The 22692-nt window shown below is 66.9% G+C and carries 24 protein-coding genes and 3 tRNA genes; 13 read left to right on the top strand and 14 right to left on the bottom strand.

The window, feature by feature from the left end; all coding sequences use genetic code 11:
* Nucleotides 1-7: 7 nt before the first annotated feature.
* On the bottom strand, nt 8-394 hold the full coding sequence (locus tag JRZ79_RS13620; protein ID WP_010902043.1) for a DUF5790 family protein: 387 nt from the start codon (nt 392-394) through the stop codon (nt 8-10).
* A gap of 43 nt (nt 395-437) precedes the next feature.
* A complete protein-coding gene (locus JRZ79_RS13625; RefSeq protein ID WP_205252362.1) occupies nt 438-767 on the bottom strand; it encodes a dihydroneopterin aldolase family protein in 330 nt (109 codons plus the stop codon).
* A gap of 98 nt (nt 768-865) precedes the next feature.
* Between JRZ79_RS13625 and azf the strand changes: the two genes are divergently transcribed.
* The 3 genes from azf to JRZ79_RS13640 all read left to right on the top strand — a co-directional run bounded on the left by azf (nt 866) and on the right by JRZ79_RS13640 (nt 3036).
* Nucleotides 866-1633 carry an NAD-dependent glucose-6-phosphate dehydrogenase Azf gene (gene azf / locus JRZ79_RS13630; RefSeq protein ID WP_012289099.1) on the top strand — a complete coding sequence of 256 codons (768 nt, stop codon included), beginning with the start codon at nt 866-868 and terminating at the stop codon, nt 1631-1633.
* A gap of 265 nt (nt 1634-1898) precedes the next feature.
* Nucleotides 1899-2768, top strand: coding sequence for a M48 family metalloprotease (locus JRZ79_RS13635; protein ID WP_010902046.1), 870 nt, complete (start codon nt 1899-1901; stop codon nt 2766-2768).
* A 4-nt stretch (nt 2769-2772) separates the two neighbouring features.
* Nucleotides 2773-3036, top strand: coding sequence for a hypothetical protein (locus JRZ79_RS13640; protein ID WP_229373386.1), 264 nt, complete (start codon nt 2773-2775; stop codon nt 3034-3036).
* Between the two features lie 2 nt (nt 3037-3038).
* Here the strand turns inward: JRZ79_RS13640 and JRZ79_RS13645 are convergent, their stop codons facing one another.
* Together JRZ79_RS13645 and JRZ79_RS13650 are read right to left on the bottom strand one after the other, a co-directional pair.
* A complete protein-coding gene (locus tag JRZ79_RS13645) occupies nt 3039-3653 on the bottom strand; it encodes a hypothetical protein (protein WP_205251356.1) in 615 nt (204 codons plus the stop codon).
* 97 nt (nt 3654-3750) lie between these two features.
* Nucleotides 3751-3823 (bottom strand) — tRNA-Arg (locus JRZ79_RS13650).
* A gap of 150 nt (nt 3824-3973) precedes the next feature.
* Here JRZ79_RS13650 and JRZ79_RS13655 point away from each other — a divergent pair.
* From JRZ79_RS13655 to JRZ79_RS13665, 3 genes are read left to right on the top strand one after another with little or no spacing between them, the layout of a single operon-like run.
* Nucleotides 3974-5401, top strand: a complete 1428-nt coding sequence (locus JRZ79_RS13655) for a single-stranded DNA binding protein (RefSeq protein ID WP_205252363.1) — start codon at nt 3974-3976, stop codon at nt 5399-5401.
* Nucleotides 5402-5454: 53 nt separating this feature from the next.
* Complete coding sequence (locus JRZ79_RS13660; protein ID WP_205251359.1) at nt 5455-5907, top strand: histone family protein; 453 nt, start codon at nt 5455-5457, stop codon at nt 5905-5907.
* Entirely contained in the window at nt 5904-6920 is a 1017-nt protein-coding gene (locus JRZ79_RS13665) for a histone deacetylase (RefSeq protein WP_010902051.1), read from the top strand. Before JRZ79_RS13660 ends, JRZ79_RS13665 begins: the two co-directional genes overlap by 4 nt.
* On the opposite strand, the gene cca is transcribed toward JRZ79_RS13665, so the two are convergent.
* Complete coding sequence (cca, locus tag JRZ79_RS13670) at nt 6899-8257, bottom strand: CCA tRNA nucleotidyltransferase (protein ID WP_205252364.1); 1359 nt, start codon at nt 8255-8257, stop codon at nt 6899-6901. The genes JRZ79_RS13665 and cca overlap by 22 nt on opposite strands.
* A 102-nt stretch (nt 8258-8359) precedes the next feature.
* On the opposite strand from cca, the gene JRZ79_RS13675 reads away from it, so the two are divergent.
* From JRZ79_RS13675 to JRZ79_RS13685, 3 genes are all read left to right on the top strand, one after another.
* A tRNA-Asn gene (locus tag JRZ79_RS13675) sits at nt 8360-8432 on the top strand.
* Between the two features lie 89 nt (nt 8433-8521).
* Nucleotides 8522-8630 (top strand) — tRNA-Ile (locus JRZ79_RS13680).
* A 456-nt stretch (nt 8631-9086) separates the two neighbouring features.
* Entirely contained in the window at nt 9087-9857 is a 771-nt protein-coding gene (locus JRZ79_RS13685) for a hypothetical protein (protein ID WP_205252365.1), read from the top strand.
* Nucleotides 9858-10106: 249 nt separating this feature from the next.
* Here JRZ79_RS13685 and JRZ79_RS13690 read toward each other — a convergent pair whose 3' ends face one another.
* The 3 genes from JRZ79_RS13690 to JRZ79_RS13700 all read right to left on the bottom strand — a co-directional run bounded on the left by JRZ79_RS13690 (nt 10107) and on the right by JRZ79_RS13700 (nt 12517).
* The gene (locus tag JRZ79_RS13690; RefSeq protein WP_205252366.1) at nt 10107-11360 is read right to left on the bottom strand and encodes an MFS transporter; all 1254 of its coding nucleotides are present in this window, start codon (nt 11358-11360) and stop codon (nt 10107-10109) included.
* Nucleotides 11361-11552: 192 nt separating this feature from the next.
* On the bottom strand, nt 11553-11963 hold the full coding sequence (locus tag JRZ79_RS13695) for a hypothetical protein (RefSeq protein ID WP_231546328.1): 411 nt from the start codon (nt 11961-11963) through the stop codon (nt 11553-11555).
* 149 nt (nt 11964-12112) lie between these two features.
* A complete protein-coding gene (locus JRZ79_RS13700) occupies nt 12113-12517 on the bottom strand; it encodes a helix-turn-helix domain-containing protein (RefSeq protein ID WP_010902057.1) in 405 nt (134 codons plus the stop codon).
* Between the two features lie 343 nt (nt 12518-12860).
* Between JRZ79_RS13700 and JRZ79_RS13705 the strand changes: the two genes are divergently transcribed.
* Nucleotides 12861-13298 (top strand): DUF302 domain-containing protein, encoded by a 438-nt coding sequence (locus JRZ79_RS13705; protein ID WP_010902059.1) that lies wholly within the window; start codon nt 12861-12863, stop codon nt 13296-13298.
* 465 nt (nt 13299-13763) lie between these two features.
* A complete protein-coding gene (locus JRZ79_RS13710; protein ID WP_010902060.1) occupies nt 13764-14000 on the top strand; it encodes a hypothetical protein in 237 nt (78 codons plus the stop codon).
* Nucleotides 14001-14004: 4 nt separating this feature from the next.
* Here JRZ79_RS13710 and JRZ79_RS13715 read toward each other — a convergent pair whose 3' ends face one another.
* Nucleotides 14005-14433, bottom strand: coding sequence for a CopG family ribbon-helix-helix protein (locus JRZ79_RS13715; protein WP_012289104.1), 429 nt, complete (start codon nt 14431-14433; stop codon nt 14005-14007).
* A 414-nt stretch (nt 14434-14847) separates the two neighbouring features.
* On the opposite strand from JRZ79_RS13715, the gene JRZ79_RS13720 reads away from it, so the two are divergent.
* Nucleotides 14848-17121 (top strand): cation-translocating P-type ATPase, encoded by a 2274-nt coding sequence (locus JRZ79_RS13720; protein WP_205251367.1) that lies wholly within the window; start codon nt 14848-14850, stop codon nt 17119-17121.
* A 14-nt stretch (nt 17122-17135) separates the two neighbouring features.
* Here the strand turns inward: JRZ79_RS13720 and JRZ79_RS13725 are convergent, their stop codons facing one another.
* The 5 genes from JRZ79_RS13725 to JRZ79_RS13745 form a co-directional block, all read right to left on the bottom strand.
* A complete protein-coding gene (locus JRZ79_RS13725; RefSeq protein WP_205252367.1) occupies nt 17136-17807 on the bottom strand; it encodes a cytochrome c biogenesis protein CcdA in 672 nt (223 codons plus the stop codon).
* Complete coding sequence (locus JRZ79_RS13730) at nt 17804-18337, bottom strand: TlpA disulfide reductase family protein (RefSeq protein WP_205251369.1); 534 nt, start codon at nt 18335-18337, stop codon at nt 17804-17806. Before JRZ79_RS13730 ends, JRZ79_RS13725 begins: the two co-directional genes overlap by 4 nt.
* Entirely contained in the window at nt 18334-19002 is a 669-nt protein-coding gene (locus JRZ79_RS13735) for an SCO family protein (protein ID WP_010902066.1), read from the bottom strand. Before JRZ79_RS13735 ends, JRZ79_RS13730 begins: the two co-directional genes overlap by 4 nt.
* Before the next feature lie 255 nt (nt 19003-19257).
* Nucleotides 19258-20346 carry a rod shape-determining protein gene (locus tag JRZ79_RS13740; RefSeq protein WP_010902067.1) on the bottom strand — a complete coding sequence of 363 codons (1089 nt, stop codon included), beginning with the start codon at nt 20344-20346 and terminating at the stop codon, nt 19258-19260.
* A 78-nt stretch (nt 20347-20424) separates the two neighbouring features.
* Nucleotides 20425-21822: an NAD(P)/FAD-dependent oxidoreductase gene (locus JRZ79_RS13745; protein ID WP_205252368.1), complete on the bottom strand. Its 1398-nt coding sequence runs from the start codon at nt 21820-21822 to the stop codon at nt 20425-20427.
* 115 nt (nt 21823-21937) lie between these two features.
* On the opposite strand from JRZ79_RS13745, the gene JRZ79_RS13750 reads away from it, so the two are divergent.
* Nucleotides 21938-22636, top strand: coding sequence for a helix-turn-helix domain-containing protein (locus JRZ79_RS13750; protein ID WP_205252369.1), 699 nt, complete (start codon nt 21938-21940; stop codon nt 22634-22636).
* Nucleotides 22637-22692: the final 56 nt, after the last annotated feature.

Below are 22692 nucleotides of genomic sequence, written 5' to 3' on the forward strand. Positions count from 1 at the left end.
CGCGTGGTTACTCGTCGGGAAGCGCGCCTCGCAGCTCCGGCAGCGTCTCCGCCAGCGCGCCCGCGTGCTCGCTGGCGGCTTCGAGGTCCGCAAGCACGTCCTCGATGGCCGCCAAGTCGTCGGCGAGGTCGTCGCCGTCGAACGCGTCCGCGCGCTGCCCGATCACGAACGCCTTCTTCGCGTCGCGCACGTGGGACGCCACCTCCTCGGTGTTGAGCGCCGTTTTGAGCGTGTTCAGCACTCCGAGCGTGTTGCCCCCGTCGTCGACTTCCCAGAGGGCGTCGTCGTCCGGAAGCGCGTCCCGGGCGGCCTCGATGTGGCCTTCCACGTCGGCCCGCATCTCCTCGGCGGCCTCCCCGAACAGTTCGTCGTCGTCCAGCGATGACTGGCTCATACTCCCGGCGTTCGGCCGCCGCTGGGTTAAAAGCACGCCCGCGCTACGGGTCGATCTCCGCCAGCCGCATCAACGGATACCCGTCGTCCATCGCCATCTCGGCGGCGACCGTCGTGCCCTCGTAGTCGATGCGCAACTCGACGTCCATGTACTCGCCCGTGAGCTCCGTGTAGCCGTGTTCGACGTCCAAGCGGTCGGTCTTGATGTCGACGGCGACGCCCTCGCAGAACGGCTGGTTTCGGATTGATTCCTCGATCGCGGTCTCCAGGCTCGGCGCGCTCGCCGGACTCACCGGCGTGCCCGCGAACTGGTGGTAGAGCGCGCCGAACTTGATTCCGGCCTCGAAACAGGCTTGCTGAGCGTCAGTCGCCATACCCCGGCTGGGGGCGGCCACGCCTAAGCACTGTTGGCATCCGGCCCGACGGACCGAACCGTACCATTGATGCCCCAGTCGGGCGGATGACTACTCGAATGGACGAGCCGGTCCTCCTCACGGGCGCTTCCGGGCGCGTCGGGCAAGCCATCCTCGGCGGCATCGGCGACGACTACACGTGGCGGCTGTTCGACCGCGAGCCGCCCACCGACGACCCCGACCACGAGTTCGTCGTGGCCGACATCACCGACGAAACAGCGGTGCGTGAGGCCGCCAGCGACGTGGGCGCGATCGTCCACCTGGCCGGCGACCCCCGCCCCGAAGCCCCCTGGGAGAGCGTGTTGCGGAACAACATCGATGGCACGCGGACGGTCCTCGACGCCGCCCTGGCCGCCGGTGTCGACCGCGTCGTGTTCGCGTCCTCGAACCACGCCGTCGGCCACTACGAGACGGACCGCAAACCCGACCTCTACCGCAGCGACGACGACTTCCGGTTGGACGGCACCGAACGCCCCCGTCCGGGGAACCTCTACGGCGTCTCGAAGGCCGCCGGCGAAACGCTCGGCCGGTATTACCACGACGAGCACGGCCTCACGTTCGCCGCCGTTCGCATCGGCAACCTCACCGCGGGCCACCCGCCCATCGACTACGAGCGCGGCCAAGCGATGTGGCTGTCCCCCCGGGACTGCGCGCACCTCATTGATCGCTGTCTCAGCGCGGACTACGACTACGAGGTGGTCTACGGCATCTCGGACAACGACCGCAAATACTACTCGCTGGCGCGTGCCAAAGACGCGCTCGGCTACGAGCCCCGTGACAACTCCGCCGAGTGGGACGGCGACGAGAAACTCTCCGGCGGCAGCTGAGGCCGTTAAACAAAACGGAGCTTAGCACTGGTTTTCGCATCGCCGTTTCGTAACCATACACGGCGTGTCGGTGGGTCGTCTCCATCTGGCTGCTCATCGGTGTATTTGACTGCCGTACTCTAGTTCTTTCTGTGCGCATTGAACCACTCCCTCCTGAGATCTCGACTCCCCAACTCTCTCTGTGTGGCTCACTATCCCCAACTGGATTTATATGGCATGACGAACTAGTGTGGATCGTATGAGAAATACCGGCCTCAAGATACGGATGGCCATCGTCGGCACCATCCTCTTTGCGTTCTACTCGGTCGCGATCGCTGCCGCGTGGTTTTTCTTCGGTCAGAACCAGACCATCCTCGCGATCGCCATCGTGGGGAGCGTGGTGCTCGTTGGCGTCCAGTACAAAGTCGGGAAGTGGATGGCGCTGCGCAGCGTCGGCGCCGAGGACATGGACGAACAGGAGTTCCCCCGGATCCACCGCCGCGTGGAGTCGCTGTCACGCGACATGGGGATCAAGAAACCAACGCTCAAAGTCGCGAACATGGGCGTCCCCAACGCGTTCGCCGTCGGCCGAAAGGGCAACGGCACCGTCGTGGTGTCGCGTGAGCTCATCGACATCCTCGAACACGAGGAGCTCGACGGCGTGCTCGCCCACGAACTCTCGCACATCGCCAACCGCGACGTGGTGACCATGCAGCTCGGGCAGGGCATCGCGTCGATCGTCGGGATCGTCGCCCAGTACATCGTGTTGTTCTCCGGCGACAACGACCTCGCGGACTTCTTCCTCGCGATCGTCGTGGGGAACCTCGTGCAGTTCCTCGTGACGCTGTTCGTGCTCGCGATCAGTCGCTACCGCGAGTACGTCGCCGACGCGGACGCGCGCCGCGCCATCGGGACCGGCGAACCCCTCGCGCGCGCCCTCGAAAAGATCAGCCAGGGCAACGAGCAGGCCGCCCAACAGCAGCGCCAGCGCACCTCCCGCGGGCGTGGGCGGCGCCAGCGCGGCCAGCGCAACGACGACGGGCTCGACCAGCAGGTGAGCGCGCTGTGCATCTCCAGTCCGGACACGAGCGTCCTCCAGAAACTCGTATCGACGCACCCGCCAACGGAGAAGCGCATCCAGCGCCTCCGTTCGTAGCGCTGTGATCGAGATCGTCGGTGACAGTGGTGCTGGCCTCCGCGAGCTGCTCGCCGTCGTCCTCGGGGGTGTGCTCGGCGTTGCGATGGTCGCCGCCCCGACGACGGTGGCACGCCTGTCGGTGTTCCTCGGGTCGACCCGGCGGCGCAGACACGACGGCCCCGCGGGCGGCACCGAACTGATCCCCGGCTGGATGCAGTGGGTGGTTCGCGCCGTCGGCATCGTCGTGCTCGGTGTTGCGGCTGTGATCGCCGTCCACGCCGTCTGAGGTCAGTCGAACAGTCCGGCGACGTCCGCCTCCCGGCGTTGCTTCCGGCGGACGTGTTGTCGGAGTCGCGTCGCGATCATCGCTCGGTGGTCGGCGTCCGCCGCGAAGTCACACAGCAACCCCGTGATGGCGCCGTAATCACCGTCGGCAAGCTCCTCGCGTGCGTACTCTACGCCGGCCTTGAACTCGTCCGCTTGGTAGCCGGCGGCGTCGGCCAGCACCACCGCGGCCTCTACGGCCGCCGGTGGGCCGAGCGCGGACGGCGTGATCGCGGTCCCAGACACGACCAGCGGCGGTGCCCCAGCGTCGGTGACGCGGTCCGGGTCGTCGGCGAGCGCGTCGAGCGCCGCGTCCGCTGCCCCGACGTCGACGCCCGCATCCTCAGGGCAGCACGCGAACTGTTCGCGGGCGTGTCGGCAGTGCGCGCGCACCGCCTGTGGGTCGTGATCGTGGGCCGCAACGACCGCGGCGGCGAACGCCCGTAGGGCTGCTGTGCAGTGGCGCTCGGCGTCGTCGTCCCGGCAACGAGCCAACCAGCCGTCCGCCAGGGCGTCGCGGGCCGCCCGGTGGTGGCCGGCGTTGTAGACGGCGATCCCGGCACGCAGTGGCGCATCCATACCGCTGCGTTGGCGGCCACGTGGAAAAAGCGCCGCGCCCACGGCCGATCACGCCGACAGCGCACAGCCGGCGCTCGCCGGGTGGGAACTGTGAGAACGTCCGGACGGCGATTTGAACGCCGGTCCCTGGCTCCGCAAGCCAAGAGGATAGTCCACTACCCTATCCGGACTCACTCAGGTGTAGCCCGGGGCTACGTAAAGCGGTTACGATCGTGCCGCCCGATGACAGTCGTTTTCATGGTGGTGGGCGAGCGCACGCGCTGCACCCATCGGGACACCGTAAACGCTTATGGTGGCCGTCGCCTTGGCCTGAACCGACAATGGGCGCGATTGAGGACGTGTACGCTGACCTCGACACCGACGTGTCTATCGAGGAGTTCCGGGAGGCCGTCGAGTCGAAGGTCGAACAGATGGGGGGGCTCGCCGACGAGGAGACGGCGGCGATGCTCATCGCCCACGAGATCGACGACGGCGAGGTGAACGGCGTCGCGGACATCGACTCCGAGATGGACGAGGTGAAGTTCATCGCGAAAGTCACCCGCGTGGGTGACGTCCGCACGTTCGACCGCGAGGACGCCGACGACGACGACGATGCGGCCGCCGAGGGGCGGGTGGTGAACGTCACGGTGGCCGACGAAACGGACGACGTCCGGGTCTCGCTGTGGGACGAACAGGCCACCGCGGCCGCCGACGACCTCGCCCCCGGGGACGTGCTCCGCATCAAGGGGCGGCCGACGGACGGCTACAACGGCCTGGAGGTCAGCGCCGACGAGGTCGAACTCGACGCCGACGAGCAGATCGACGTCCAGATCCAGGACGAATACGACGCCGCCGACCTCTCGTTGGGGGTTTCGGACGTGACCCTCGTCGGGGAGGTCCTGGACACCGAGGCCGTCCGGACGTTCGACCGTGACGACGGCAGCGAGGGTCGTGTGTCGAATCTCGTGGTGGGCGACGAGACCGGCCGAGTGCGAGTGACCCTGTGGGACGACCAGGCCGACACCGCGACGGATCTCGACGCCGGGGCCGTCGTCGAGATCGTGGACGGATACGTCCGCGAGCGAGAGGGCAGCCTCGAACTCCACGTCGGGGACACCGGCGCGGTCACGCCGGTCCCGGACGCCGACGTGTCGTTCGTTCCGGACACCACGTCCATCGACAGCCTCGAACAGGACGACACCGCGGACATCGCGGGCGTCGTTCGGTCGGTCGACCCCACGCGCACGTTCGACCGCGACGACGGCAGCGAGGGCCAGGTACGCAACGTCCGCCTGCAGGACGACACCGGCGACATTCGGGTTGCGTTGTGGGGCGAAAAGGCCGATCTGGACGTCGGCCCGGGCGACGAAGTGGCGGCCCTCGACGTGGAGATCCAGGACGGCTGGCAGGACGACATCGAGGCGTCGGCCGGCTGGCAGGCGTCGGTGATCCCGCTGTCGGACAGCACCCAGGACGACGCCGCCGCCGGCAGCGACGGCCCCGACCGCGGGCTGGCGGCGTTCGGTGCCGACAGCGACGACGAGCCCGCCGCCACCGACGACGCGGCCGACACACAGGCCCCACGCAGCGACACGCCCGTGGAGTTCACCGGCGTCGTCGTGCAGGCCCAGGACCCGCTGATTCTGGACGACGGCGAGGAGACGATGAGTGTCACCACCGACGCCGACGTGACTCTCGGCCAGGAGGTCACCGTCCGCGGCTCGCTCGACGACGGCCGGCTCCACGCCGACGACGTCACGGAGTCGTGACTCGCGTCGAGGTAACGGAAACAATTAAGCGTGCGAGCGCCACGATGTGACGCATGAGCGTCGAACTCCCGTTCGCCCCGGTGGATTCACTCATCCGGGGGCACGCGGGTGACTTGCGAGTGAGCGCTGGCGCGGCCGAGGAACTCGCGCGCCGCATCCAGCGTCATGGGGCGATCCTCGCCGTGGACGCAGCCGCCGCCGCACGCGAGGACGGCCGAAAAACCCTGATGGCGTCCGACTTCGAGGGGGTCGTGCGCCCGCGCGACGACACGGCACCGGACCGCCGCGGCGACCTCGCACTCCCAGTTGCCCCCGTCGACCGCATCGCCCGCCTGGAGATCGACGACCGGTTCCGGGTGTCCGAGGACGCACGCGTCGCGCTCGCGGGCGTGCTCGAGGCGTACGCCGCCGACATCGCTGACGGCGCAGCGGTGCTCGCCGAGCACGCCGGCCGCCGCACCGTCCAAGCCGAAGACATACAGACGTACGTCACGCTCGTGGAATGAGATTCGGATTCAGCGAGGCGTGTCTCGAACACGACCCGGGGGTGCGGCATCCCGAGAGCCCCGACCGCCTCCGGGCGATCAAGCGTGGCCTCCAGAAGCGCCACGGCGTCACCTACGAGGACGCCCCGGACGCCGACTTATCCGACATCACGGCCGTCCACGATCCCGACTACGCGACCGAGGTGCGGTCGTTCTGCGAGCGCGGCGGCGGCAGCTGGGACCCCGACACCGCCGCCACCGAGTCCACGTGGCCGGCCATCCGCGCCAGCGCAGGCCTCGCGATGGACGCCATAGACGCCGCCCTGGACGGCGCTGACGGCCGCGACACGCCGTTCTCGCTGGGGCGGCCCCCCGGCCACCACGCGATCACCGACGACGCAATGGGGTTTTGCTTCGTGAACAACGCCGCCGTCGCCGCCCAGCACGCCCTCGACGCCCACGGGCTGGATCGGGTCGCGATCTTCGACTGGGACGTCCACCACGGCAACGGCACCCAGGACATCTTCTACGACCGCGGTGACGTCTTCTACACGTCCATCCACGAGGACGGCCTCTACCCGGGCACCGGGTCGGTCGCACAGACCGGCGACTGCGACGGCGCGGGCACGACGCTGAACCTCCCGTTCCCAACCGGGGCCGGGGACGCCGACTACGCGGCCGCCGTCGACGACTTCATCGCGCCCGCGATCCGGGCGTTCGACCCGGATCTGTTCGTGGTGAGCGCGGGCTTCGACGCCCACCACCACGACCCGATCTCACGCCTCCACCTCTCGACGGAGGGGTACGCGATGCTCACCGACCGTGTGCGCCGCATCAGCGCCCGGACGGACGCCCCGCTGGCGTTCGTCCTCGAAGGCGGGTACAGCCTCGACACGCTCGCTGACGGCGTCAGCACGGTCCACGAGACCTTCGACGGGCGCGACCCAACCGAGCCCGAGGACGACGTCAGTGACAGCGTGCGCGACCTCTTCGAGCGTGTTCGGGACACGCATCAGGCCTTCGGGTCGACGTAGGCCGCCAGCTCACTCTCGAACTCCGGCAGCAACGCCGCCACAACGGCATCGCCGACGTACACGTCGTAGTCGCCGCTGGCCACCCGGGACTCGATCCGCGCGCCCAGCGCGACCGTCCCCAGTTCGGTGCGCGCGAACCCACCGGCGGTCCGCACGTCCCGGTCGCGCTCCACGACGTACCGCCCGTCGTCGTCGACGAACGGCCCGTAGACGCCGTCATCGTCGGCGTACGTTTCGTAGAACCGCTCGGCGTGGGTGCCCACGGAGACCGGTGGGCCGACGTGGCGCTCAACGGCCGGCAGCTCGGCGCTCGCAAGCTCCACGAACACCACCGCGCGCTCGTCGGCCCACGCGGCCGCCCGCACCACGTCGAAGCCGTGCTCGCGGAGCCCGCGCACGACCCCATCACGGGACCGATAGAGCTGCGGGTAGAGCTGGTCGGCGACCACGTCCGGGGCGTCCAATACAACCGCCAGCGGGGTCGTGTCGCGGCGGTCGATGTGCGAGCGCAGCGCCGCCGCATCCAGGGGAGCCGGGGACGCCGGCGTGAACGCGTCCTCGCTGGGGGTGGCGCGGAACCGGCGGGCGTGGTGCTGGACGGTGGCGACGTTCGCTGCCGACACGACGGCGGCGACGTTGCGCTCCGGATCGGTGGGGTCCACGACCACCAGCGGATCGTCGAACGACGCCTGCTGGTGGGCCGCGGGGTCGATCACCACGGGCGGCTGCCAGTCCTCGATGGCCGCCAGCATCGCCTGGAAGCCACCGTATTCGACGACCAGCAGCTCGCAGAGATACCCCGAGAACCCCTGCGTGCGGAGGTCGCTGCCGTACACGCCGATCCCTTTCAGGAACTGCTTGCACAGCCGCACGTCGGCGGCGAGGTCGTCGTCGAGGCGCTCCTGGAGGTAGGTGGTGTGGAACGGCGTCCGATCCACCGCGGACTTGATCTCGGTGGCCGCCGCCACGTCGTAACACGGCACCAGATCCACGGCGTAGCCCTCGAACGTCCCGGTCACGTAGGGGTGTTCGGCGTACTCCTCGTGGCCGTCCGGCAGCACCGCCGCGCCCACGGTCGTGCCGTAGGTCCCTAGCTGTTCGCGGGGAAGGTCGCTGGGGAACCGCACGAACAGGTCGATGTCTCGGTCCCCCGCAACCCACGTGCCACGGGCGGTGCTGCCGACCTGTACCACGTCGGCGGCCACGGGTAGCTCCGCGATCGCGGCCTCGGCGCGCTCGGTGAGCCGGCTGGCAGCCGCCGCGAGCGCGCGCCGCTCGGGGGGCGTCGGATCGACGCGCTGGCGCACGCGCTCGATGACTGCTGCGGCGTCGGTCATACGCCTCGTTCGGCGCTCCGCGTCTAAGCCGTGTCGATGCCCGGACTCCCCGCCCGGGAAACGAAAGCCATTTCAAAATCCCCGGGTTACGATAGGGTGCGAGCCGCCATAGCTCAGTTGGTAGAGCACGTGGTTGTTACCCACGTTGTCCCAGGTTCGAGCCCTGGTGGCGGCGTCACTTCCTCTTCGATCCGTGCCAGCCAGCTCGTACGCCGACTAGTGTTCGATACCCTAAAGACACTCCCGGTGGTAGCCATCGCCAGCGGGCCCTTAGCTTAGTCCGGTTCAAAGCCCCCGGCTCATATCAGTGCCGTCGTATGCGGCGGCGCTGTGGGACACCGGGTGAGCGGTGGTTCAAATCCGCCAGGGCCCATCCACTCCCTCGGCGGTTCTTACTCCGCGCCAAGGCTTGATTCGCGGTGTCTTTCCCCTCCGAGAACGCGATTTCCGTCCTTCCCGAAACCGTCTCTTTGAGCGGTACTTCAACCACTGCTTGAGTAGGGGTCGCCGTCGGCCTGCTTGGGTCGAGTGATGGCTTTCGAGACGGCTGCGGTCACTCCTGATTCGTACACACAGGCCGGAAAACCGAGTCCACTTGGCTCACTCGACGGGGTGATTCGCTGGGATTCGGGCGTGATCTACCTGCTCGCCGCAGCTTTGACCAGCTCGCCGGACACGTGACCGGTGATATATGGACACGAGGGTCGCCGATTCGTGCGTATATCTTGGAATTGAACTCTGAGCGCGTGAAGCCCTCTGGACACGCGATTCCGGGAAGGAAGACACGGAATACCAACTGCTTATTTCGGTAGCATTACTCCCCTGATATATGTCTTCACTACAGGGACAAGTCGAGACAAAAGTCAACAATCTTCAGGAGGATATATCTAATATACAATTAAAATTTCTTGATCGATTAAAAAACATCTCGGTTGATAAATCAGGGGACACTAAGACCTGGTCTCACGGAGGCGGTGATGTAAACCCATACACTCTTCTGGCTGAATACGAAAGTTGGTACAACAAGTCTATACCCTTGATTGAAGACTATTTACCGGATAGGGCAGACGAATTCCGAGAAAGGTACCAGCAGGTTCGCCGGGGACTTGAGCTGGATATGGATTATCTAAGTGAGAACGGCGTTAGTAGCAGTGATGAGGTCGGTAAACGGGTTTCTATGGCTCTGGCTTTCCAAGAACAACTCATTAATGCGATCCCGGGAAGAATTGAATTTCGGGAACTTAAGGCAACTGAACGTGTTTCGAGCGACCTGATGTCAGAAGAGTTAGAAAAAGCGAAGCGGTTGCTAAACGATCGAGATGTTCGTGCTGCTGGAGTGCTCGCTGGCGTCGCTATTGAGCGGCATCTGCTGACACTATGTGAATCTTCTTCTCAAGAACTGGATTTCGATTATATGGACGGAATCACAACTCTGTCACATACACTTAGTGAAGCCGGAGAAATTAGCGATGATCATCATAGACTACTACAATATCTGTCTGGGGTCCGAAACAAATGCTCTCATGCGTCTGATGAAGAGCCGAAGGAAGCAGAGATCGAACGAATGCTGAACCAAGCAAATAGTTTCATGCAACCTTAGCACTTATCGCAAGACAACAATAGATTAACAAAAAATCTTCGGCTAACTTCTTTTCTTTATTCAACTCAAATATAAGCGCCAGACTGTTGTGATTCTATGCGTAGTCAACCTATTCTTTCAGCTTTTCTGCACCGGGTCCACCAGCGAGGAATGCTCGGCACCGGTTTGTAAGCGAGTAGATTCTGTCCCCTTCTTGCAAGAAGAGCTCTGCCTCAGCGAGTGCCTCCAGGAGTAGCTGCGATCCTCATTTCAGTCGGTCTCCCCGGACGCGTCGGCCGCGCCACTCGTTGACTCCGTTTGCACGTCAGTCAGGTTTCGGATGTCGAACACGCCCCAGCCGACCGAACCGACGCTGGCAGTCCCGACGAGGATCACTCCGAGCACCGTTACTGCGATCACCGCCGACGTGCCGTCCGCGAGCGCTCCAGCACCGAACTTGGCAGTAATCCCCAGCACTGATCCGATCATCGCCACCCCGCTCAACGCAGTTGCGCGGCCATACGTGCCGATCCCGTCGTTCACCAGTTGGTATCCCACCGGCGTCAACACCGACTTCACCATGTGGGAGATGAAGAACGCCGGAATAACGACCACCGGGAACAGAACGACTGTGGTGAACGCACCGCCGATGAGCAGCGGCCCCAAAACGAACACTCGCCGTGTCCCCAGGTATTCCTGTACGTCCTCGACGACGTAACTGGCTCCTGCCGACGCCAGGCTGAACCCGGCGTAAATAGCCCCCAACCCTGCTTCGGGGACGCCAATATCGCGCACTATTGGTTGGATGAACACGTTTGCGGCCGCAGTCAGATACACGATCACCAAGAAATAGCTCAGGAACCGCCGCAGTCCGGGTGTCTGAAGCGTCGACTTGACAACGCCGACTGCGTCCCGATACGAGAACGTCTCGGATTGGGCTGCGTCTATATCCGGCAGCGTCATCAACACGGGGATGCCCAGCAGTGTCACCGCTGACGCCGCGATGAACGGATAGACGAGCGCCCGCTCGGCCAGAACCCCGCCAAGCAGACTCGATGCGGTTCCCACGAGCAGCTCGTAGGAGCGCGCACGTCCCTGCACTCTCGCGAACTCGTCCGCTTCAAGCTCCCTGCTGACCGTTTCGTACAGCCACGCGTCCTCACTGCCCGACCGGAAATTATACCCAAGCGACCAGGTCACATGCAGCGCCAGGAATCCGAGCAGCGATGAGGCGACTGCCATCCCGAGCACAGTGCCAGCGATCAAGCCATTGGCCACGAGCAGGCTGCGTCGCCACCCGATCCGATCCCCAACCCATCCGGTTGGAACTTCCCCAACCAACGTCGTCAGCATGAACACCGTCTCCAACAGTGCGATCTCCGTGAAGTCCAACCCCGTTGATAGAAACAGCAGGTAGAGCACCGGCGTGTAGAATCCGACCGATGTACTCACGCTGTACGCGTAGTACCTGAGGATCGTTGGATTGACCGACCCGATCCGTTTCCGGAGCCTGAACCCAGCCATGTTCGGTGTGGTTGCTCGGTCTGCGCTCGCCCGAATTCATAAGCTTATTTAAATTAGCTCGGTTCCACGCCTACACGTTCGTTTCAAGCAGTCGGACGGCACGGAGCCCAACCCAGGCGACGCCGTTTGGGTCCCCTCGTTGACTCCTGGTATTCGAGCCACACTGCCGACTCCGGTTGCTGACAGGACCGCTCACACGAGCGGTCGCGGCGCGATCATCTCGACGAACTCCCCGATCAGGGACCGGACCACGTACTCGATGCTTCCCGCGATGATCGTGAAGAACCCAAGAGCGGGGAACGCGGCCAACAGCGGGTCCGACGATTGGGCGCCGAGGAACAGCCCGATCACCACCGCCACGACGTAGCTAGCGCCGAGCATCGGCGTTAACACCGACTGGTCGATGAACAGATAACACGAGAGACCCACGGTAGTCCCGGCTCCGAGCCCGAACGCGACGAGCGTGGCGACGAGATAGACCGGCTGCTTGAACGTGATGGAGACATCGGACACCAGGGTCCCGGCGATGCACGCGACCGCAGAGACAACACCGAGACCGATCGCGAGGTCTCGCCGCTCGCCCGCGGAGAAGGCATAACTCATAATCTATCCATCATCAACCGGCAAAATAACGCTTGTGGTGGTGGTCGATCTGTGGTTCCGGCGCACTCGATCAGCCCACGCCTGCAGTTCGTCGCGGGGCGGCAATCAGTTCACGATCGGGCGGCAGCGCAGCCACTGGTGGGGCGCGCTCAGCCTTCGATGGACTGCACGCCGGCGTCCGTGCGGTCGTATTTGGTTTCGAACTCTTGGATGAGCTGGCCCATTTTGGCGTACCAGTCGTTGAGCAGTCGCTGCATGTCGTCCGCGATCTCGGCGGGATCGGTCGGCTCGTAGACGTGATAGTAGCCGCCTTGGTCGTAGTTGATCTGTTCTTTCTGGATGAGTCCCGCGCTGAGGAGGCGTTGAACCGCGCGGTAGGCCGTCGAGCGCTCGCGGTCCACGCGTTCGGCGATGTCGTCGACTGTCAGTGCGTCGTTCGTGGTGACGAGCGCTTGGAACACGCCCTTATCGAGCTGTTTGAGGCCGTGGAAACACTCCAAGAGCCCGTCACAGGTCATGTCGTGGCGGAGTTGTTCAGCCATCGAATCTGGCATTGGCGTTGGGTTCCTCTAGCCGGTTCGACACCAAAAGATTTGTGTAAACTCTATACAATTCCCGGCGCGGGCCGGCGCACACAACCCCGCGATCGGGGCTGTAGCCGTCCGGCACTGGCTCCGTCCGGGCGCCTCGACTCGCCGGCTCCAGTCGGCGTGCTGTACCGCCGTACCCGTTCGCCTGGCGCGGTGTCGCCGCGGCGCTACCCGCCGCCCCGGGTGTGCGCTATGGAGACAATATTCTCGGCTGGTGTGAGTCGGTTGTTTCGCTCGCTGAGGTGTCGGGCGCGCGGTGCTTGTTCTCGCCACCGTTTTGTCCGGCCTGGTCGATACACCACACGGAATGCTTCCCATCGACCCGGCCGCCATCGACCCCGCTGACATCGGCGAACAGCAGGCGACACTGGAGCTGTCCCACGAGGACGCCATCGAGCACGTCCGGGACGTATTCACGGATGCCGGCTTCGGTGTCCCCGTGGAGTTTTCGCCCGCGGAACTACTCAACGAGAAGATCGACGCCGACCGCGACCCCTACTACGTGCTGGGCGCGTGTCACCCCGACGTGGCCGATCGCGCCCTCGACGCGACCGACAACCGCTTGGGCGCGTTGATGCCGTGTAACGTGGTGATCTGGGCAGAATCGCCCGGCCGCCAGCGGGTCTATCACGTCTCGATCATGCGCATCGCGCGACTCCTCGGGATGGCTGCCGACGACAGCGAGATGCAGGACATCGTCGCCACCACGGGGGAGATGGTGGACGAAGCGTTCGACCGGTTGTAACATCCCGGCCGGCGGTCAGCCGGTCCGTGGATCGGCGTTCGACTGCCCTGTGCGTTCCGGGGCACTTGCAGCGCCAGAGAACGCCGACACTGATTTATGTGGCTTCCCGTGCTCGTGTCGATCGTGAGGCTTCGAACGTGCGTGCAGTGGGGGTGTCGGCAATCCACATCGCAGCGTTCGGTCTCACAGTCTCTCCTCTCTCCCTCCACCCTTCACACGCTGCAGCGGTGCAGCGGTGGTGACGTGCTCGCGGTTGGGCCCGCGAGCACGATGCCGTCAGTTGACGCCCCGTCGGCCCTCCACGCGTAAGGAGTTACGGCATTGCTGTGGCCGTCGCTCCACGCAGTTCCACAGCCGTTGTCGACGGCCCAGCGTGTCGCTTCGCTTGTGGCGGTTCCTGTCGCCCACTGATTTCGACAGACGTGGTAGGACAGTTTTATTATCGTCGAAGTACTGCCGTCGGATATGAGCACGCAACGTGACGAGCAGTCAGCTGGCGTCGTGTCATCGGTTCGTGCCATCGACTCGAACCGTCGGAAGCTCGTCTACCTCTATCTCGCGACCCAGGGTGGGGCAACGTTGGACGACCTCAAAGCCGACCTCGAGTTGCCGTTGCTCACACTCCTTCGTGTCCTCCCGGACCTCCAAGACAACGGCTTGGTCGCTGAGGAAGACGGGCGCTGGATCGCTCAACACACGTAGCGCGTCAGCTCACGTCAGCCAGCCCCCCGAACTCGTCAACCGGAAGCACGGAGTAATCGATGGTCAGTGTGTCCTTGGTCGCGCGGATCTTCCCGACGAACGTCGAGATGGACTCCAGTGACCCCTCCAGCACGAACAGCTCCATGCAGTGGTGACCGCCGACGTGGCTGTGGAAGTTCGACGCCACCAACCCCTCGTGTTCGTGGCGCAGGTGCATCATCTTCTCCTCGACGGTCGTCGTCTCGTAATCGAAGACCACAGTGACCACGCCCATCAGCTCCCGCCCCTCCAGTTTCTTGTCCTCGAACTCGCCGAGCAGGTTTCGGCTGGCCTCCCGGACGACCTCGCTGCGACCGGTGTATCCGTGATCGTCCGCGAAGTCGTCGAGTCGCTCGAGCAGTTCTTCGGGCATCGAGACGCTGACAACGCTCATATAACAACCCAGTCCGCACTCAGTATTAAAAAATACCATTCAAGCCGCGTTTGACGGTCCACGTTGCTAACACAGCGTGCCCGAACGAACGTGGGCGTCGCACGCGAACAGCGCGTATCCGACCGCGGCCGCGGAACGTCCGCTCTCGTTCGCGATGTCACGGATCGGGCGGGTCATCGCCACGCAATCGGCGGCGTTGAAGCGCTTTTGTCGCCCCTCGACGCGTCCGTTGCGCTCGGCTCACCGCGATGAACGCCGCCATGTGGGCACGCTGGTGGCGGCCGGTGATCCCCGTGCCGCCGTGGCTCAACCACATAATTAATAACTCAATCGGATTTTTTTGTTAACTCTGATTAACTCAACCCGGGTAGATAGCAGTAGCGTTCATAACCGTCCGGAACGTACCAGTTCGCAATGTCTTCACGCGATCACCCGCCCGGCGACGGCCTGGTCGAGTTGCGCCTCGACGTGCCCGGGATGGACTGCTCGTCGTGCGCCGGCAGCGTCGCGGACGCCCTCGACGCCACCGCCGGCGTCACCGCCCACGAAGAACAGCCGACGACGGGCTCCGTCGTCGTCACGCTCGACGAAAGCACGGCCACCACGCCGGACGTCGTGGCCGCCGTTGAGGCCGCCGGCTACGACGTCACCGGAACCGACGGCGACCGAGACACCTCCCGGGCGGACGTCTGGACCAGCCCTCGCGCCCTCCAAACCGCGGTCGGCGGCGTGTTCCTGCTCGCCGGACTGGCGTTGCGGTTCTTCGTCGGTGACGCGAACGTCGTGTTGGGGGTGGTCGCCGGCACCAGCCTGCACGCCGCCGACGTCGCGTTCCTCGTCGCGGTCGCGGCCGGTGGCTTCGAGACGCTTCGCAACGGCGCGCGCTCGGCCCGCGACCGCCGCATGGACATCGACTTCCTGATGTCGATCGCCATCCTCGGCGCGCTCACCGCCAGCTTCGCGTTCGGGAAGCCGCTGTACTTCGAGGCCGCGACGCTCGCGGTCCTGTTCAGCATCGCGGAACTGCTTGAGGGGTACGCCATGGACCGCGCCCGCCAGTCGCTGCGCGAGCTCATGGCGCTGTCTCCCGACGAAGCGACGATCATCGATCCCGACGGCACCGAGACGACGGTCCCGGCCGACACGGTTTCGATCGGCGACCGCGTCGCGGTGCGGCCGGGCGAAAAGATCCCGGCCGACGGCGTCGTCGTTGACGGGGACAGCGCCGTCGACCAGTCGCCCGTGACGGGTGAATCCGTCCCCGAAAGCAAGCAGCCGGGCGACGAGGTGTACGCCGGCACCGTCAACGAGACGGGGTATCTCGAAGTCGAAGTCACCGCCGCCCCGGGCGACGACACGCTGTCCCGCATCGTCGAACTCGTCGAAGACGCCCAGTCGAATCAGACCGACCGCGAGCAGTTCGTCGAACGCTTCGCCGCCAAGTACACGCCTGCCGTCGTCGCGCTCGCGGTGCTCACGACGCTTGGATCGCCGTTCGTGCTCGGTGTGTCCTGGCCGACTGCGGTCGTCCACGGGCTGACGCTGCTCGTGCTCGCGTGCCCGTGTGCCTTCGTCATCTCGACGCCGGTGTCAGTCGTGTCGGCCATCACGAGCGCGGCCAACCACGGCGTGCTCGTCAAGGGCGGCACCCACCTCGAAGCCATGGCCGACGTCGACGTCGTCGCCTTCGATAAGACCGGCACGCTGACCGCGGGCGACCTTGCGGTCACCGACGTCCGCGGGCTCAACGGGCACCGCGAGCGCGACGTGCTGGCGTGCGCTCGCGGCCTGGAAGCCCGCAGCGAACACCCCATCGCGGACGCCATCGTGGACGCCGCCGACGAAGCCGGCGTCGACGCGCCGTCGGTCACGGACTTCGACAGCGTCACCGGCCAGGGGGTGCGCGCCACGCTCGACGGCCAACCGCATTTCGCCGGGAAGCCCGCGCTGTTCGAGGAACACGGCGTCGACCTGTCCCACGTGCACGCGACCACTGACGGCGGCCTGCGGGCGGCCCAGCCCGACTGCGAGCACGCCGACTGCCTGGATCTCCGGGCCGACACGATCCCCGACCTCCAGGCCGCCGGCAAGACGGTGGTGTTGGTGGGCACCGCGGACGCGTTGCTCGGCGTGATCGCGGTCGGTGACACGGTGCGGGCGGGCGCAGCCGACACCGTCTCCAGGCTCCGCGAGCACGGCGTCGCTCGGACCGTGATGCTGACCGGGGACAACGAGCGCACCGCGCGCGCCGTCGGCGACGAGGTCGGCGTCGACGCGGTGTACGCCGACTGCCTCCCCGCGGAGAAAGCCAGCGTCGTTGCGGACCTCCAGGACGAACACGGCGACGTGGCGATGGTCGGCGACGGCATCAACGACGCGCCCGCGCTGGCGGCTGCCACAGTCGGCATCGCCATGGGGGCGGCGGGCACCGACACCGCGATCGAGACGGCGGACGTGGCGCTGCTGGGGGACGCCATCACGACGCTGCCGTACCTCTACGAGCTGGCCGGGGACACGAACACGGTCATCCGCCAGAACATCTGGGCGAGCCTCGGCCTGAAAGCCGCGCTCGCGGTTGGGGTGCCGTTCGGCCTGGTGCCGATCTGGCTGGCGGTGCTCGCCGGCGACGCCGGCATGACGCTCGGGGTCACCGGCAACGCCCTCCGGCTGGGCCGCATCTCGCCGTAGCCGCCGGCCCAGCGCTACAGGCCGACGCCGACCGCCGACACCTGCCCGAGCCCAACGACGATCTGGCCCACCCCCGCGGCCACCATGACCACGCCCGCGGCGCGCTCGATGGACTCGGTGTACGCGCCGAGCTCGCGCCACGCGTCGACACCCGCACCCGCAAGCAGCGTCACGCCGACCAGGGGCGCGGCCACGCCCGCGGCGTACACGCCGAGCACGGTCACCGCGCCGGGCAGCGGGTGTTCGACCGCCTGCCCGATGACGCCGATGAACACCGGCACCACACAGCCCGCCGCGGCCAGCGCGTACACGCCGCCGAACACGCCGAACCCGACCACCGACGCGGGACGCTCGGGGAGCACGACGGTGATCCGGGGGCCGCGCCCGGCCGCTGTGAGCACGCCGACCACCACCAGCCCCAGTCCGATCAGGGGCTCGACTGCGGGCAGCGCCGCCTTGACCGGCTGGCCGGCCGCGAGCACCACGCCGGCGACGGCTCCAAGCGTGGTGATCGCGCCCACGGCGGCGGCGGCGGCGGCCGCCACCACCGCGATGTCGCTGTCGCGCTCGGTCACGTAGTAGCCGACGTACCCCGGCAGCAGGGGGAACGCGCAGGGCGCAAAGAACGTCGTGACGCCCGCGCCCGCGGCGAACGCCGCCGCGCCGCCCAACGGGAGCGCACTCATGTGACTGTGTCGAGGCGTTCGCGCAGCGTGGCCGCGGACGCGACCCCGCTGTGCGTGGCGACGATCTCGCCGTCGGCGTCGGTGATGGCGACGAACGGCAGGGCGTTCGCGCCGAAGGCGGCGAGCACGCCGCTCCCGGGGTCGACGCCGAGCGTCCACTCGCCGCCGTTGGCAGTCCACCAGTCGGCCAGGTCGCCGCGGGTGAGCGTGTCGCCGACGCGCTCGTTGGTCACCGACACGAACGACACGTCCGGGTAGTCGCCCCGAACCGCGCGCATCGCCGCGAGCTGTTCGTCACACCGCGCACACCACGTTGCGAACAGGTCCACGACCGTCGGGGCGTCCGGGCTGGGGACCTGCGCTGTCCCCGCCGTCGATCCCGGCGCGTCCAGGGTCTCGACTGTTCGCGGAAGACCGCCGCTGGCGGCGTCTTCGTCGCCGGGCGAGGGGACGCCGTTGCGGGCCACCCAGACGCTGGCGCCGGTCAACCCACTGCCCGCCAGCGCGGCCAGCACCCGCCGCCGGTTCACGCTTGCCTCACCGTCTCCAGGTCCGCGATGAGCTGCTGCTCGTCCGGCGACTTCGACCGGTACGTCCGCTCCACGTAGCCGTCGGCGTTAACGAGCACGGTCAGCGCCGCGTGTGAGAACATGTACTGCGCCATGTCCTCTGGGTGTGTGCGCTTGAACGTCACGCCGAAGTCGTCGGTCACCACGGCTTTCGCGCGGTCGACGCCCGCCGGCCGCAGGAACGTCCAGTTGTCGGCGTCGGTGTCGACGTGCATCCGCTCGCCGTACGACGCCAGGCGGTCGGCGGTGTCGCGCTCGGGGTCGAAGGTCACAGGCCGCAACGCGATGTCGTCGGCGTAGCCGTTGTTCGCGGCGTGGGTCTGGATGTTCCGGAGCGTCGACACCAACACCGGACAGACGGTCTGGCAGTGGCTGTAGAAGAACGTGTACAACGCCGGGGTCTCGGTCTCCCGGGTCGACACCGTGGCGTCCCCGAGCGCCGCCGGAACCGTGGCGTCGGGGACGCGCTCGCCCCAGGCGGGATACGGGAGCGCGCTGGCGTCGTACTCGTGGTCGGGCTCGGGCAGTACGGTCGGTGTGTCGTCGCCGCCCAGGACACCGAGGCAGCCGGCGGTTCCGGCGGCCGCGGCACTCCCGACCAGCGACAGGTAGGTGCGTCGGCGCATTGGTGCGTGTCAGTGGCTGTGGGGCCACGCTGCGGGCACGCCCCGGGCGCTCTGACACACTCGGGGCTGTCTGTCCGGACTTCGACCGCCACGTTGTTATGGACCCCGATCCGTGCGGGGGAGTCTCAGACACGGTTTCGGTGGACGACCCGCGACAGTCTGACAAGACATTTATCCGCCGGGAACACAGGCAGAACCGCCGGGTAGGGGTACCCGAGTTTTTTGCGCCCGCCGACGCCAGTCCCAGCGACCGCGCTAGTACTCCCCGAGATCGACCAATCGCTCGGCGATCCGGTGTGCGCCGCGCGCCGCCGCGGTCTCCGGCTCGTCGGCGGTCGTCGCCTCGACCTCGCGGTCGATCTCCTCGCCCAGGCGGGTCTCGAACTCCGAGACGATGCCCGGAATGCAGCCCATCCCGCCGGTCAGCACGATCGGGTTGTCGAGCGCCTGCTGGTAGATCTTCACGTAGTCGCTGGCGAGATCCGGCAGGAAGACGTTCGCCACCTCGTCGACGGCCGCGTCCACGAACTCGTCGACGGCGTCCATCACGGCGTCCTCGATGGTGAACTCGTAGGTGCCGCCGCCGGGCTGCTGGATGATGTCGCTGAACGGCTCGTAGTCGTTGAAATCGGCGTGTTGCTCCTTGTACTCCCGGGCCGTCGTGAGGTCGATGTTCACGCGCCCCTGGGTTTCCTCCTCGACGTAGTTGGCGATCCGGCGGTCGACCTCGGTGCCCGTGATCGCGCCCGTCGAGAACGGCGCGAGCTGCTCGCCGCGGCGGTACGCGCACGCCTCCAGGTTCGTCGACCCCATGTTGATCGCGACGAACGTGTCCTCGATGGCGTCGAGGCCGTCGCCCAGCGCGGGCACGGCCCCGCACAGGCTTTCGGGGTACGACGCGATGCGGCGCTCGCCCACCGGCCCGTCCTCGATGATCTCCGCGAGCCGGTCGAGGCCCGCCTCGTTGTCGATGGTGGGGATCGCGTACACCACCACCGAATCCGTGTCCAGGCCGTTCGCTGACGCGAACTCCTCGAAGAACCGCTTGGCCAGACCCGTGGTCTCCTCGTCCTCGGGCAGCCCCGAGCGCAACATGAACCGGACGCGGTCGGGATACTCCGTGGCGGCTTCCGCCCCGTAGATGACGTGTTCCTCGCCGGTGAGCGCGTCGTCGTAGGTCGCCAGACAGGTCAACGTCTGTGTCACGGACGGACTGTCGGCGTCGTCCTCGGCGACCACGGTGCGCGTGCTCCCGACTTTGACACCGAGCGGCGCTGGCTGCTCGCCGAACTCCATGTCGGCCGTCGACTCCCCGCCGCTGTCGTCCTCGGTATCGTCGGACATGTAGGCCCGTTGAATGGGCCGGGTGAAAACTCTTGTTCCTCCCCGTCTGACGCCTGCAATCAACGCGTCGGCTCCCGGCTACAGCTCGGCCGCGGCGTCCCCGAACAGCCCGTCGAGCACCTCCGGCGTCGTCGGGTGATACGCGCGATCCGGGATCTCACGCACGTCCATCCCGGCGGCCAACACCACCTGCATGGTCTTCGCCATCACGTCGGCGTGATAATGCAGGCCGTGGTATCCCAGGACGGTCCCGTCGTCGGCGTCGACCACGAGGCGCGCCGCGCCGCGCGCGGCGTCCTTGGTCTTGAACACGCCGTCGCTTGACGCGTCGCGCTGACTCGTCACCACGTCGTGCCCGGCGGCCCGTGCCGCCTCGGCGGTCAACCCCAGCGACGCGAACGGGAACACGCCCAGCCCCGAGAACATCACCTGGTGTGAGAACGGGTCGTACGTCTCCAAGTCACCCCCACGCTCGACGGCCAGCGCGTTCCGGCCGGCCGCGTACCCCTCCTCTTTGGCGTTGTGCAGCAGCATGCGCTCGCCCATGGCGTCACCCACCACGAACACGTGGTCGTCGTCGCGGGCCTGCATCGTCGCCGGATCCACCCACTCCGGATCTGGGGTGAGGCGTGTCTCCTCGATGCCCGCCGGATACGACGGCGTCCGCCCAGTGAACAGGAACAGCTGCTCGCCCGCCGCGGTCGTCCCGTCGTCGAGGTGGACCCGCACGCCGCCGTCGTCGGTCTCCTCGACGGCCTCCTCCCTGACCTCGGTGCGGATGTCGACGTCGAACTCCTCGCGGTACTGGGCGAGGATCTCCTCGCCGAACACCGGATGGAACGAGTCCAGGGGGCGGTCGTCGTGTTCGATCACGGTGAGGTCCATATCGGCGGCCTCCGAGAGGTACGGCACCAGCTCCACGCCCACGTACCCGAACCCCATGACGACGCCCGAATCCGGGAACTCGGTGGCGTCGAGCACGTCCCGGCTGCCCATCCAGTCGGTGTCCGCGATCCCGGGCAGATCGGGCACGTTCAGCGCCGATCCCGTGCCGAGCACGACGTAGTCGGCCTCGATGCGCTCGCCGTCGACGACCAGCGTGCGGTCGTCGACGAACCGCGCGGTGTCGTGGTGGAACGTGACGTGCTCGCGCTCGGCCATGTCGTGGACGGCCGCCCGCCGGTGCTCCGCGAACCCCAACACGTGGTCGTCTTTGGTGTCCACGACCGCGTCCAAGTCGACGTCCGGCACTGCACCCGTGAGGCGGTCGTCGTGGCGCGCCTGGTAGCGGTGTGCGCCCGCCGACAGCACTTCCTTCGACGGCATACACCCCCGGAGGATGCAGAGCCCACCGCCCGGCTCGCCGTCGTCGATCAGCGTCAAGGTGACGTCCTCGTCGACCAGTTCCTCGGCGGCAGCCACGCCCGCGCTGCCGTACGCGCCGACGATCACGACGTGTGGTTGCTCGGTAGTCATACCCGTACATCACCGGGCCGCACCCAAAGGGGTTGGCCCCCGCGCGGCGCTCGCCGGCATCACCGTCAGCACACCGTCACTAACTGTAAGTCACTGGGCCAGCTATACACATAGGATGCGTGACGTGACCCTGCGGGTGCGCAACCACGGCGCGCCGGCAAGCGACGTGAGCGCCGACTACCCCGCGGTGACGGTGCGCGCGGTCTCCTCGCTGCCCGGCAGCGGCGGCGACCGCAGCCGCATCCTGGCCGTTCGCGGCCCCGGGGACCACGTCCAGGGGTTCCTGGACACAGTCGCCGCCGCCGACCCGGTGCGCTCGGTCGACGCGTGGTCCGGCCGCGACGCCGACCACGTCTTCGTCGCAGTCACCCACGACACCACCGACTGGCGGTCCGTCACGGCCCACCTCGCCGACCACGGCATCCACCACCGCGGCGGCTCGGTCGTTCGCGCCGGCTGGGAACACTGGACGCTGTACCTTCCGGACGGCGATCCCGACCCCACGGAGGCCGTGGCGGCGATCGAAGCCGCCGGCAGCGACGCCGAACTCGTCGGCGCGGTCAGCGTCGAAGCGGGTGCCGGCGGCGAGCACTTCGCGGTCTCCCGGATGTTGGACGCGCTCACCGACCGTCAGCGGGAGGTCCTCGCGCTCGCCACGCGCATGGGCTACTACGACGAAGCGGCGACCGTGCGCGTCGCGGACATCGCCGACGAGATCGGGCTCGCCGACACCACCACCTGGGAGCACCTCTCGCGCGCCGAGGAAACGGTGATGGCCGAAGTGGGCGCGCACCTCGCAGCCCGCGGCCACTGATACGCCCCGGAATCAGCAGGCATACCGGTGCGCCCGCTGTTCGGTCCAGCATGCAC

The organism is Halobacterium sp. BOL4-2, assembly GCF_016917835.2.
Classification (GTDB): domain Archaea; phylum Halobacteriota; class Halobacteria; order Halobacteriales; family Halobacteriaceae; genus Halobacterium; species Halobacterium salinarum.